This is a genomic window from Pseudomonas asturiensis (genome assembly GCF_900143095.1).
Taxonomy (GTDB): domain Bacteria; phylum Pseudomonadota; class Gammaproteobacteria; order Pseudomonadales; family Pseudomonadaceae; genus Aquipseudomonas; species Aquipseudomonas asturiensis.
Genome location: NZ_FRDA01000004.1, coordinates 19,937 through 33,255, shown reverse-complemented (window position 1 = coordinate 33,255; position 13,319 = coordinate 19,937). Strand labels below are relative to the sequence as shown.

General features: G+C 59.7%; 12 protein-coding genes. 2 read left to right on the top strand and 10 right to left on the bottom strand.

The features are described from left to right. The first annotated feature begins 189 nt into the window (after positions 1-189). Positions 190-1,932, top strand: a complete 1,743-nt coding sequence (locus BUB69_RS08215) for an IlvD/Edd family dehydratase (RefSeq protein WP_024686100.1) — start codon at positions 190-192, stop codon at positions 1,930-1,932. A 105-nt stretch (positions 1,933-2,037) separates the two neighbouring features. Next, positions 2,038-2,751, top strand: coding sequence for a FadR/GntR family transcriptional regulator (locus tag BUB69_RS08210; RefSeq protein WP_024686099.1), 714 nt, complete (start codon positions 2,038-2,040; stop codon positions 2,749-2,751). A gap of 722 nt (positions 2,752-3,473) precedes the next feature. On the opposite strand, the gene BUB69_RS08205 is transcribed toward BUB69_RS08210, so the two are convergent. The 10 genes from BUB69_RS08205 to BUB69_RS08160 form a co-directional block, all read right to left on the bottom strand. Beyond that, complete coding sequence (locus BUB69_RS08205) at positions 3,474-5,864, bottom strand: efflux RND transporter permease subunit (RefSeq protein WP_073164457.1); 2,391 nt, start codon at positions 5,862-5,864, stop codon at positions 3,474-3,476. 27 nt (positions 5,865-5,891) lie between these two features. Continuing rightward, positions 5,892-6,950 (bottom strand): WD40/YVTN/BNR-like repeat-containing protein, encoded by a 1,059-nt coding sequence (locus BUB69_RS08200; RefSeq protein ID WP_073164454.1) that lies wholly within the window; start codon positions 6,948-6,950, stop codon positions 5,892-5,894. A 214-nt stretch (positions 6,951-7,164) separates the two neighbouring features. Next, entirely contained in the window at positions 7,165-8,322 is a 1,158-nt protein-coding gene (locus tag BUB69_RS08195) for a glutathionylspermidine synthase family protein (protein WP_073164450.1), read from the bottom strand. Positions 8,323-8,334: 12 nt separating this feature from the next. Beyond that, a complete protein-coding gene (locus BUB69_RS08190) occupies positions 8,335-9,087 on the bottom strand; it encodes a DUF1190 domain-containing protein (RefSeq protein WP_073164447.1) in 753 nt (250 codons plus the stop codon). 27 nt (positions 9,088-9,114) lie between these two features. After that, the gene (locus tag BUB69_RS08185) at positions 9,115-9,540 is read right to left on the bottom strand and encodes a DUF350 domain-containing protein (protein WP_024687816.1); all 426 of its coding nucleotides are present in this window, start codon (positions 9,538-9,540) and stop codon (positions 9,115-9,117) included. Positions 9,541-9,553: 13 nt separating this feature from the next. Then, entirely contained in the window at positions 9,554-10,216 is a 663-nt protein-coding gene (locus BUB69_RS08180) for a YjfK family protein (RefSeq protein WP_073164443.1), read from the bottom strand. Next, a complete protein-coding gene (locus tag BUB69_RS08175; protein WP_073164439.1) occupies positions 10,213-11,238 on the bottom strand; it encodes an ion channel in 1,026 nt (341 codons plus the stop codon). Before BUB69_RS08175 ends, BUB69_RS08180 begins: the two co-directional genes overlap by 4 nt. A gap of 85 nt (positions 11,239-11,323) precedes the next feature. Next, positions 11,324-11,881, bottom strand: a complete 558-nt coding sequence (locus tag BUB69_RS08170) for a rhomboid family intramembrane serine protease (protein WP_073164436.1) — start codon at positions 11,879-11,881, stop codon at positions 11,324-11,326. A 30-nt stretch (positions 11,882-11,911) separates the two neighbouring features. Continuing rightward, positions 11,912-12,619, bottom strand: a complete 708-nt coding sequence (locus tag BUB69_RS08165) for a PspA/IM30 family protein (RefSeq protein ID WP_073164433.1) — start codon at positions 12,617-12,619, stop codon at positions 11,912-11,914. Positions 12,620-12,645: 26 nt separating this feature from the next. Beyond that, positions 12,646-13,299, bottom strand: coding sequence for a YjfI family protein (locus BUB69_RS08160; RefSeq protein WP_073164428.1), 654 nt, complete (start codon positions 13,297-13,299; stop codon positions 12,646-12,648). Positions 13,300-13,319: the final 20 nt, after the last annotated feature.

The following is a 13,319-nucleotide window of genomic DNA, read 5'->3' as shown; positions in this document are numbered from 1 at the left end:
TATGGAACCTGCGGAGATCGCCTCTGTACCTGGGGCTGTTATGACACAACACCGAAGCAAGGGTCGTCCCTCGACTGAAAACGACTATATAGTAATACTATTTAAACTGACAACTCTTCCAATCGGCGTTTTTTAGGCTTACCTTAGCCAGCAGCATCGACATTAAGTCTTACAATAAGAGAGCCGATCATGTCTGACTCCGATAAAAAACCGACCCTCCGTTCTGCCCAGTGGTTTGGCACTGCCGACAAGAATGGCTTCATGTATCGCAGCTGGATGAAGAATCAGGGCATCGCCGACCATCAGTTTCAAGGCAAACCGATCATCGGCATTTGCAACACCTGGTCAGAACTGACGCCCTGCAACGCCCATTTCCGTCAGATTGCCGAACACGTCAAACGCGGCGTGATCGAGGCCGGTGGCTGGCCGGTGGAGTTTCCCGTGTTCTCCAACGGCGAATCCAACCTGCGCCCCACCGCAATGTTCACCCGCAACCTGGCGAGCATGGACGTTGAAGAGGCGATCCGTGGCAACCCGATTGATGGCGTGGTGCTGCTGACCGGTTGCGACAAGACAACCCCTGCACTGCTGATGGGCGCGGCCAGCTGTGACATTCCAGCCATCGTCGTGACCGGCGGACCGATGCTCAACGGCAAGCATGAAGGCAAGGACATCGGCGCGGGCACCATCGTCTGGCAGATGCACGAATCCTATAAAGCCGGGACGATCAGCCTGGATGAGTTCCTGTCCGCTGAAGCGGGCATGTCCCGCTCGGCAGGCACCTGCAACACCATGGGCACCGCCTCGACCATGGCCTGCATGGCCGAAGCACTGGGCACCTCGTTGCCGCACAACGCGGCGATTCCAGCGGTGGATTCGCGTCGTTACGTGTTGGCGCACATGTCTGGCATGCGGGCGGTGGACATGGTTCGCGAAGACCTGCGCCTGTCGAAGATTCTCACCAAGGCCGCGTTCGAAAATGCGATTCGGGTCAACGCCGCCATCGGCGGTTCGACCAACGCGGTGATCCACCTGAAAGCCATCGCCGGACGCATCGGTGTCGACCTGGAGCTGGATGACTGGACCCGTGTCGGTCGCGGCATGCCGACCATCGTCGACCTGCAACCTTCCGGGCGCTTCCTGATGGAAGAGTTTTACTACGCAGGCGGCCTGCCCGCCGTGCTGCGACGCATGAACGAGGCCGGGTTGCTGCCCAACCCTGACGCGCTGACCGTCAATGGCAAAAGCATTGCCGAGAACACCTGCAACTCACCTATCTATGGCGAAGACCAGGTCATCCGCGCGCTGGACAACCCGATCCGCGCCGATGGCGGCATTTGCGTGCTGCGCGGCAACCTTGCGCCGCTGGGCGCAGTACTCAAGCCTTCCGCCGCAACGCCTGCACTGATGCAGCACCGTGGTCGCGCGGTGGTGTTCGAGAATTTCGAGATGTACAAGGCGCGCATCAACGATCCGGACCTGGATATTGATGCAACCTGCGTCATGGTCCTCAAGAACTGCGGGCCTAAGGGTTATCCGGGCATGGCTGAGGTCGGCAACATGGGGCTGCCGGCCAAGCTGCTGGCTCAGGGCGTAACCGACATGGTGCGGATTTCCGACGCACGTATGAGTGGCACCGCGTATGGCACCGTGGTCTTGCACGTCGCGCCGGAAGCGGCAGCAGGCGGACCGTTGGCGGTGGTGAAGGAAGGCGACTGGATCGAACTGGACTGTGCCAGCGGGCGTTTGCATCTGGATATCCCCGAGGCCGAACTGGCCGCACGTCTGGCTGACTGGCAGGCACCGCCTCAACTGCTGCTTGGCGGCTATCGTCAGCTGTATGTCGATCATGTGATGCAGGCCGATCAGGGTTGCGATTTCGACTTCCTGATCGGTAACCGCGGGTCCGAAGTGCCGAGGCATTCTCACTGACCGCTCACCGGCCAATGTGGCGGTTGCCTCGCAAGGGCGGCCGCTCAGGGCTGTGCGCAGTGTTATCATGCGCGGCATTCATCGCCAGGATCGACTCGCGTTCCCATGGACTATCGAAAGCCTTCTGACCGTAAAAGCATGCATGCGCGCATTGTCCAGGAACTGGGCATGCAGATCGTATCCGGTCGATTCAAACCTGACGAAAAACTGCCTGCCGAGGCACTGCTCTGTGAAGAGTACGCAGTCAGCCGTCCGGTGCTGCGTGAAGCCACGCGGGTGCTGGTAGCCAAAGGCCTGGTCTACTCGAGACCGCGTGTCGGCACGGTGGTCAAGGCTCGACGTGAGTGGCACTTGCTTGACCCGGACGTGCTGCACTGGGTGATGCAGAGTTCGCCGCAGAATGAGTTCTTCAACCTGTTGACCAGCGTACGCGCAGTGATCGAGCCCGCAGTCGCCGCGCTGGCAGCACAGCATGCGACGGATGAGGAAATCGACTCCATCCATGAGGCCTATCAGCGCATGGAGGCGGCTCCGACCCCTGAGGACCTGTTACAGCCGGACCTGGATTTCCACAGCCGCATCGCCGACGCAACCCACAATGACCTGCTGGCTCATCTGTGCAACATGCTGTCATTGGCCTTGCGCGAGGCGCTCAAGTATTCCAACAAGCGTCCCAACCTGCACGAACTGGCGATGCCGCGTCATAAAGCCATACTCACCGCCATCCAGAACCGCGACGCCCTCGGCGCCCGCCATGCCTCACTGGTGCAACTGGACGATGCGCGTAATGCGCTGAGCGTGGTGCTGGGCGGGGTTTGATGGGGGCGGCCAAGCAGCCAGTGGCCGGCTGAGCGCACAACCTGTGGGAGGCGGCTTGCCGGCGAAAGCGTCAGATCAGTCACTGATGGATCGACTGAACATACGCATCGCCGGCAAGCCGCCTCCCACGCTTTTAATCGCGTGGTGCTGGGCGGGGTTTGATCCACACCGTGCGCAGGACAAGGCCAGGCAGCTAATGGCCGGTTGAGCGCACAACCTGTGGGAGGCGGCTTGCCGGCGAAAGCGTCAGGTCAGTCACTGATGAATCGACTGAAGATACGCATCGCCGGCAAGCCGCCTCCCACGCTTTTAATCGCGTGGTGCTGGGCGGGGTTTGATCCATGCCGTGCCAGGACAGGACCAGGCAGCTAATGGCCGGTTGAGCGCACGACCTGTGGGAGGCGGCTTGCCGGCGAAAGCGTCAGGTCAGTCACTGATGAATCGACTGAAGATACGCATCGCCGGCAAGCCGCCTCCCACGCTTTTAATCGCGTGGTGCTGGGCGGGGTTTGATCCATGCCGTGCGCAGGACAAGGCCAGGCAGCGAATGGCCGGTTGAGCGCACAACCTGTGGGAGGCGGCTTGCCGGCGAAAGCGTCAGGTCAGTCACTGATGAATCGACTGAAGATACGCATCGCCGGCAAGCCGCCTCCCAGGTTTATTGCGTGGGACTGTAAAACGCTGAGCGCGCAACGTGGGTACGCTCACGCGCTGCTGACGTCTCAATGTGAAAACAGTGAATTGCCCACCTTCCCTGCCATTTTCTCCGGCTTGATCAGGAACCGCGCCAGCGCTGGCAAGAGCCACAGTGCGCCGAACATGTTCCACAACAGCATGAAGGTCAGCATCAGCCCCATGTCGGCCTGGAACTTGATCGCCGAGAAGATCCAGGTGCACACGCCAATCGCCAGGCACAGACCGGTAAACAGCACGGCCTTGCCCGTGGACTTCAGCGTTTCGTAATAGGCTTCCTGCAACGGCAACCCCGCTCTGAGGAAGCTCTCCAGACGGCTATAGATGTAGATGCCGTAATCGACACCGATCCCCACACCCAGCGCCACCACTGGCAAGGTCGCAACTTTCACGCCGATGCCCATGAACGCCATCAGCGCATTGCCCAGTACCGAAGTCAGGACCAGCGGCAGGACGATGCACAGCGTCGCCGCCCAGGAACGGAAGGTGATCATGCACATGGCCGCCACGCAGATGTAGACCAGCACCAGAATGGTCAACTCGGACTTCTTGATCACCTCGTTGGTGGCCGCTTCGATACCGGCGTTACCGGCCGCCAGCAGGAACTGCATGTCAGGGCGGTTGTTTTCCCTGGCGAAGTCCTGCACCGCATGCACTGCGCGATCAAGGGTTTCAGCCTTGTGATCGTTGAGAAATACCAGCAGCGGCGCCAGCGAGCAGGTGTTGTTGTACAGACCGTCGGCACGGGCGATGGAGTTGTTGAGCACGTCCTTGTTGCGTGACAGGGTTTCCCATTTCAGGTTGCCCTCGTTCATGCCCTTGATGACCTGTTTGGAAACCGTCACCAACGAAATCGCCGACTGCACGCCCTGAGTGTTCTCCATCTTCCAGGCCAGTTCGTTGATCGCCGCCATGGTCGGATAGGCCGAGCAGCCCTCGGGCGGCGTCTTGACCATCACCACCAGCACGTCAGAGCTGGTGGAGTAATGATTGATGATGAACGCATTGTCCTTGTTGTAGCGTGAATCGGGACGCAGCTCCGGCGCACCCTGATCCAGATCGCCGATCTTCAGGTTCTGGCTGTACCAGAGGCCACCACCGAAGGCCAGCAGCGCCAGCACGATGGAAACCGGGGCAACTTTTGCGCTGGCGAAGTTGGACAGCAATCGCCAGAACGGATGCTCGGACACTGCATCCTGCTTGCTGCGATTGATTGCCCGTTTGCTGATACCTGCGTAGGAAATCGCCACCGGCAACAGAATCAGGTTGGTGAACACGATCACTGCGACACCAATGGACGCGCCGATGGCCAGCTCGCGAATCACGCCGATGTCGATGATCAGCAGCGTGATGAAACCCACGGCGTCAGCCAGAATCGCGATCATGCCGGGCAGGAACAGTTGGCGGAACGTACGCCGCGCCGCCATCAATGCGTTCTCCGCATCACTGGATTGCAACGCGATCCCGTTGATCTTCTGGACCCCGTGGGAAATGCCGATGGCAAAGATCAGAAACGGCACCAGCATCGAATACGGGTCGATGCCGAACCCCACCACATGCATCAGCCCCAGTTGCCAGATCACAGCAATCAATGTGGTGATCAGCACGGCGATGGTGCTGCGGATGCAGCGCGTGAACCAGATCAGCAGCACCAGCGTGATCAGAAAGGCAATGCCGAAAAACATCACCACCATGAACAGACCATCGATCAGGTCGCCGACCTTCTTGGCGAAACCGACAATGTGAATCTTGATGTTGGGGTCCTGCGCTTCGTACTTGTCGCGAATCTTTTCTTCAAGCTGGTGCGAGAACTGCTGATAGTCCAGCGCCAGTAACTTGCCTTGATCGGCCGGGTCCGGGTAGGACTCCTGCAACGGCACATCAATGATGCTCGACTTGAAATCGTTGGCGACCAGCCGCCCGACCTGTCCGGACTTGAGCACGTTGTTACGCAGAAGATCCAGGCTGCCTTCGGAACCGTTGTAACTTTGTGGAATGACCTCGCCCCCCGCAAAGCCCTCCTCGGTCACTTCGGTCCAGCGCACGCTGGGACTCCACAGCGATTTCAGGCCAGAGCGATCAACGCCGGGGATGTAGAACACCTCGTCACTGATCTGGCGCAGCGTTTCCATGTACTGTTTGGAGAAGATGTCGCCGTCTTTGGCTTCCACCGAGATACGCACGGTGTTGCCCAGGTTCGCCAGGTCGTTACGATGCTCCATCATGTTCTGAATGAACGGATGGGACAGCGGGATCATTTTTTCGAAGCTGGTAGACGGGCGAACCTGAGTGGCCTGCCAGAACAGAAAAATACTGGTCAGCAGACACAGAATGATCACGGCCGGACGATTGTTGAAGATCAGGCGCTCGAGAAAGGTCTCTTTTCCGCCGGAGTGCTGGGTGTGTTGAAGATTGCTCATGCCTGAATGTCCCCGCCCTGAAAGGTCTTATTGTTGGGTCGTCTCGGCGCCCGTTGGCGAGGTGACGCGTACGCCTCCTTGACCTACCAGAATCAGATTGCCTTGAAGATTGGAGGTCACGCCCGCCAGCGAAATACGGTCGGGGCGGTTGAAAACCTGAAACGTTTCGCCGTCATCGCTGCTGCGCATCACGCTGCCGCCGTTACCGACCAGCACCACCGAACCGTCTGCCAGCAGGGACGCGCTGGCAAGACCGAACTCCAGCGGACCGCGCGCGCCTTGCAGCTCGATGGGCTGCCAGCTGTCACCGAAATCGGTGGAGCGAAACAGGTTGCCACGCAAACCATAAGCCAGCAGCGTCGAGGGACTGGCCGTGCCGATCACCCCGAACAACGAACCCTGATACGGGCCTTCGAGTTTTTCCCAGGTCTGCCCCTCGTCACGGGAGCGGAACATACTGCCGGCCTCGCCGACGATGAACAGGCCTGCGTCCTTGACCTGTGCGATACCGTTGAGGTGGTACTGATCTTCGTTGTCCAGGCGATCACTGACATCTTCCCAGTGCTGTCCGCCATCGGTGGTGGTCAACAAGGCACCATAGGCACCGACGGCAAAGCCGTTTTGCAGGTCCTTGAACCAGACATCCAGCAACGGTGCCTCGCGCGCCAGGTCCTCGAACTGCTTGCTCCAGGTCTTGCCGCCATCGCTGCTGCCCAGAATCTGCGCATCGTGGCCTACGGCCCAACCGTGCTGCTCGTCGACAAAATAAACCGCGGTCAGCAATTGGCGAGTCGGCACGCGGGCCTGGACCCAGTTCTTGCCCTGATCGTCGGAATACAGGATGTGACCGTGGTCGCCGACGGCGACCAGTCGAGCGCCCGCGTGAGCCACGTCCAGCAGCAGGCCGCGCGAGGCCTTGGCTGACTCGATGGCGTAAACAGTGCTGGTATCGGCATTGGTATTGGCAGCTGGCGCTGCCGCCGGATCGGACGCAGCCATTGCCGGAGCAGCCATCGAGCAGAACAGCAGGGTTGCCAGGGACATGCCCGCACTTGATCGGGTGCGCCGGTAGACAGGCTCACTCATGGACTCTCCCCTCTTATTGTTATTCAGGCCCTGGATCGACCCGTTCGTACCGTCCAGACGCTCGCGAGCGCTCTGGCCGTACCTTTTTGGAAGCCTCGCCATCCTAGGCAGTTTTGCAAATGCCTGACAATCGACATGTCGTTATCTTTTGTTAAGCGCACTGAGTGTGATTGATGCGCTATCAGCGAGCCTGATGCAGACGGCTTGAGTGCGCTCAGTCGATGACGACGTGCGGCAGGAAGCGGCTGGTGTCTTTGGTGATCAGGCTGTCGTCTTCACGAATGCCGATCCCCGAGGCCAGATCTCCGATCACCCAGGAGCCGATCAACGTATAGCTGTCGTCAAAGCGCGGCAGCGGCGAGTACGCCTGCAGAATGTAAGGCGCGTCGGTATAGGGGCCGTCGACCGCAATCACCTGATCGCCGGGGGTGCGCATCTCGATGTTGGCGCCTTCGCGGGAAAAGTAAGGCTTGCGCACCCAACCCTTGGGCACGGGTTGCCGAGGGTGGTGATCGACATGGGACGCCAGCAGATTGGGATGGCCTTCATTGAATTGCCACAGCAGCGGCAGAATGCCCTTGTTGCTCAGGATCGATTTCCAGGCAGGCTCCACGAACTGAGTGCCGCTGGCCGCCACGTGTTCACCAAACGACTCATGGAAGATGTGCTCCCAGGCATGCAGCTTGAACAGACGCTCGATCTGCTGCCCTTCCAGGTCGACAAAGCGGCCGTCTGCGGTCAGTCCGATGTCCTCGATGTCGATATGCCTGGCGTTGATGCCGACATGGGCCGCCATCCGGCGCAGAAAATCGGTGGTGCCCCGATCCTCCACCGACCCGGACATGCATGAGAAGTGAAACGGGCCCGGATGAGGAAATTCGGCAAAGGCCCGCACAAGATCCTCGGCGATGGAATTGAACTGCGTCGCATGGGCCGGCAGCACGCCACGCGCCATCTGCTCTTCAAGCCAGAGCAACTGCACAGCCCCGGCCTCCATCAGGCTGGTCGGTGTGTCGGCGTTGATTTCATACATCTTGGCCGGGCCAGTACCGTCGTAGGCGAAGTCGAAGCGCGCGTACAAATGCGGATGCCCCTCCTTCCATGATGTACGGATCAGGTCGAAAAAGGCTTCGGGAATGGCAAGCTGTTCGAGCAGTGCCTCGCTGTCCACGATGCGCCCTACGGCGTCCATGCACATCTGGTGCAGCTCCTGGGTCGGTGCTTCCAGATCGCGGGTGATCTGCTGTTCCGTGAACAGGTAATACCCGCGCTCATCCCAGTAGCGTTCACCGTCGATGGTGTGGAAGTTGAATCCCTCCCGCTCGACGGTGGCCTGCCAGTGCGGCCGCTCTTCGATACTGATCTTTTTCATGGGGCGGATCCCTTAGCCTCCGAAACTGCTACCGCTGCTGCTCTTGCCGCTCCAGCCGCTGCGTGCGGATGCCTGACTGCCGAAACCGCCCCGCGAGATCGTCGAGGAGACCGACGAACCGGAGCCGGAACTGCCCAGGCTGCGCCCCAGGGTGTTCTTGTTGTAACTGCCGGAGTTGGAGCGGGCCTGGTTCGAGTTGCCGAAGGTCTTGCCACGGTCCATCTGGCTGGACAATGTGGACCCGTAATACCCGAACGTCCCGCCGCCTGAATTGCGGTCATCGCGCGTCTGGTAGATCGGCTGGGAGTAATAACGATTGTTGCCGAACCCGTTGCTCATCAGGTTGCCGATCAACAGACCGGTCAGCAGGCCGCTGGTACCGCTCATGCCGGCAGGCGCTGACTGGGCCACTTCCTGATTGGCCCGGTCCAGGGCCGCCTTGGGCACGTTACCTTCGAACCCCAGCTCGAAGCCACCCAGCTTTGGCATGTACTTGCCGTCAGACGTGACCTGGCAGTAGTCCGGGACGAAGTCGGCATCGCAAGAGGCCTTGTCATCATAGGTGGGCGCGATGCGTCGGTGATCGGACAGCGCCTGCATGTAGGCATCCGAGCACACGTCCACCGGAACCTTGGCCTCGGCACACTCCTGCACGGACTTGAAGTTGGCCTGGGCCTTGAAGTTAGGCTCGTCGCTGGAACCACAGCCGGCGAGGGCCAGTGGAATCGTGCTGGCAAGCACCAGTTTTACTGAACTGCGTCTCATCGTGAGTCTCCTTGACCGTCGCCGCTGTCAGACCGAAGGGGTCATGCAGGCCGCGTTGAGAAGACCGACGCTGATCGCGACACTGGCCGAATAGATGGCAGCCGCCATTTCACCCTTGGCGATCCGGGTCGAGAGACCTTTGAGCACCAGGCTGGTCACGCCGAAGGCCGCCAGTTGCACCACGGCCGCAATCACCACCCAGACGATGACGTCCAGAATGCCGATGCTGTAGGTAATGATGTTGCTGGCCGGCAGCGCGAAACCGATCAGCGAACCGCCCAGAGCCAGCGCAGCTGCGCTGTTGTTCTCGCGGATCAGCGCGAACTCCTTGTGCGGCGTGACGCGGCTGTAGATGAACTGGAACAGGGCGAACAGGATGGCCGCCACCAGGATGTACATCACAAAACCAAACACCGCGGTGGCGTTGAGCGACATACGAAGCGCGTCGATCATGAGGATTTCCTTGTCATAGAACGTTGATATCAGTGGATTGCAGCGTGACGCCGACCGCCGTGGTCAGGGTAATCGTCCCCTCTTCGTCTTCTTCGACCGAGAAAAGCAGAAACTCGCGACGGTTGATCAGGCCTGTTTCACGGGCGTACAGCATGCTCAGGTGTTTGACGCGATAGGCACCGTCAGGGCTGACGATGTCTTCGTCCAGAGGCGTCAGCTCAGTCTGTCCGGTTTCGGTTCCCCATTGCCTTTCGAACACCTCACCTTCGTGTTCATAGGTCGGCAGGCCGATCTTCGAGCCAGGACCGGTCAGGCGTAGCAGTTCGTCCTTGCTGGTGATCGGCGCGGCACTGTAATAGCCGAACAGGATGATGTCCTGAATATCCTCGGCATTCGGGCCATTCGAGACCACTTGCAGGAAGTAATCCTCGTCATCCAGGTAGAACCGCTGCAGGGTCAGCGATTGCCCAAGGTCGATCCGGCCGACGGCCCAGACCTTTTCATCTCCCGGAACGACCACATACGAATGACCTTCAAGCAGCATCTTCAGCGACGTGTCCAGACACAGCATGCGGCCGGAGGCCAGGCCCAGTGCACCGGACGAACCGGTGGACCCTGTGCCTTGAGTCGAGCCCTTGGGCGCTTCCAGCCCCATGGCACGTTTAAACCAGTTCATAGCGCATTTCCTTGAAGGCGGCTGGAGGCGATGTAGAAGATTTCCCCGCCCAGAATGGCAACATCATTGGCGGGATTGATCTGGAATTGCGCCATTGAGGAGGCGCGATAGCCGATCAGCGTGGCGTTGAAGTCCTGCCGCAGGCGCATGTACAACTCGCCACAGGAGGATGTGTAGTCGGATGGCAGCACATGTCGGAACTGGGTGGCGCCCTGCCCGATGCACAGCAGTTCGGTGATGACCGTGCTTGAGCCAGGATCCTGAGAGGAACGAACCAGCATTTCGATCGCCATGTCCGAGGTGCACTCCAGTTCGGGCGCGTAGGTTCTGGCCAGCGCAGCCCGCTCAGAGTTGTTGAAGTGCGCGACGACATGGCCGGTCGGCCCAAGGTTCTTGAGCGTCAGGACAATCGCCAGGGTCAGGCTGTCGGACTGAGTGTGCACCAGAATACGCTGCGCACCGATGACCCCGGCACGCAGCAGCACCGCAGGCGAATCCAGCGAGTCGCCCTTGATGAACGAGGCGCGACCCGGCATCGGGTTTTCGACAATGAGTGAATCGCAGATAACCAGGCCCGTACCTTGGGTGGCCGAGTCCTGGTTGAGCAGTTCGACAATGCGCTCACTGGTTTCACCGTCCCAGCCGATGAGCACGGTATGACCGGTGAGTGTCGAACAGTCGCCCTGTCCTTTCATGTTCCGTCTCCAGATTTCACCGACCGATGTCGACGCCTTGCCAATGACCGTGGTCAGCAAGGCGATACCGCCCAGCATGATCCAGGTGGTCGTAATGATCTTGCCCCAGCCGGATTTGGGCGACAGATCGCCGTAACCCACGGTGGTGGCAGTGGTGAGGTAGAAATAAGTGAAATCGACACCCTGAACAAGGTGCTCTTCGCCCGCCAGGCTCAACAGCAGCCAGGACACGATGTAATGGGTGAGCAGCAACAGGCCGATGCCTGCCCAACCGAACCGTTCGAAGAACGCCGAGGTATGACGCCGAATCAACAGCAACAGGGTCATCCGTTCAAATCCTTGAGTCAGATTGCATTTCCTGACGAGTCAATGACGACTCGCGCTTCACCGCAATGCCCTGCCACCCTTTTGATCAGGTGACTTCGGCCGGCAACGTCCGCGAGTGCATCAGCCGGGCAACACCGATGCCGGCAACTGCGCCGGCCAGATGTGATTCAAATGAAACACCGGCCACTGGAATAAACCCGTAGATCAGCCCGCTATAACCCACCAATGCGATCATCGCCAGCAGCAGGCTCATCAGACTGCGCTGATACCACGCCCGCGCCAGTAGATAGGTCCACAGGCCGAAGATCAAGCCGCTCGCACCAACATGAATACTGGTGCGTGCGAACACCCAGACCAACAAGCCGCCCAGCAGGCAAATCAGCCCTGCCACCCACGCGAATCGCCTGACGCCCTCCGTTGCAACCAGCCAGCTCAGAATCATGAAGGGCAGTAGATTGCCAAGCAAGTGCTGAAACGAGGCATGGATGAAGGGCGCAAAAACAATGCCCTGCAAGCCCGATGCCGTACGCGGGATGATGCCGTACCCGATCAGGCTGCCAGCGGTGAACGAATTGACCACTTGCACCGCAACCAGCAGCAGCGACAGCGCGAGAACGACCTGCAATCGTATCGAGAAACCCATTCTGCGCCCTCGCCCGTTCTCCAGAATGGCTTACGGTGCCGGCGTCTGGCTTTTAGCCTTCAGGCGCGCCAGTACATCATCTGCACCGCCGCTTTTGGCGCCAATGCCAGCTTCCTGAAGGCGACGCTCCAGATCGCTGCCGCTCGACTGGCTGGCCAGTTCTTCGGCGGCTTCCAGTTTGGCATCCTGCTCGTCCTGACGCTGCTTGAGTCGTGCCAGCGAACCGACTGCAGTCTCGACCGCGCCACTCGCACCGCCAGTAGCGGTGGCGGTTGCAACACGGGCCTTCTGTACGGTTTCGCGCGCCTTGGCCATTTCGACCTGCTGCTTGAGGCTCTTGATGCGCGACTCGGCCTTGATGACCTGATCCTGCAGCAGACTGATCTGTTTGCTGAACTGGTCAGCCAGCTCCTTCTCCTGATCACGCAGGGCTTCGATCTCGGCAATCTTGGTCGCGCACTCCACGGCCAGCGCTTCTTCACCCTTGTTCAGGGCCTGCATGGCGCGGCCTTCCCAGTTGGCGATGCTGGTGGCGTGCTCTTCAAGGCGCTGAGCCGAAAGCTTGTGCTTGGCCTTGATGGTGATCAGGCCGTCGCGAGCCTTGATCAGGGCATTGTCCGCGTCGCGGATTTCCTGATCCAGAATGCGGATGGCGTTGGCGTCGGCAATCGACTCGCCCACTTCGGAAGCGCCGCCACGAACGGCAGTAACCAGTTTTTTCCAGATGCTTGTTGTCATGAATGCATTGCTCCTGACGGGAGTGATCAGTAGATGAAATGATCTTCGAAGGCGTCGGCCGCCCGGATCACGTTGTCCGCGAGGGTGAGAATTTCCTGAACGATGACGGTGAGGGAGGAGGCAGCGCTCAGGGCACCGAACAGGCAATAGACTTCCTGATCATCAGCCAGCTTCTCGATACCTACCGACGACAGGGGAAACAGATCACGACTGCGCAGCACTTCACTGTTGAAAGCGGCCACGTCCTTGATTTTGTTCACCTCGATCAGGGTGGCGTCGGCCAGAATCTGATCGCCCTCGACCGCGATGTAGATCGGCAGATCACCGAAATCGGCCATGGTCAGCTTGATCCCGGCCGCGTCTCCTTCGAGCACGGCCATCTCGATCTTGCCCTCAGTGACCAGATCCAGTTCGGCCAGGGCCTTTTGCAGAGAGCTGATCGTCCAGTTGGTGTTCTCGGTCATGAAATCCTCCAGTTTGATCCTGTCACCCAGAAAGGGCTGTCTTAACGCTTTCTCGATACCCCGCAGGGCATCGACGTTCTCGGGCCGTATCCAGAACTCTCGCTTGACCAGCCCGGCGTCCTTGAGTCGTAGACGCATTTCACGCATGTAGTCGGTTGAGCTCTTCGGTACCTTGGCCGGGACGGTTGCGTTATCGCCTTGGGTTTTACGAGGCATTGGCGCTTCCTCTTGCATGT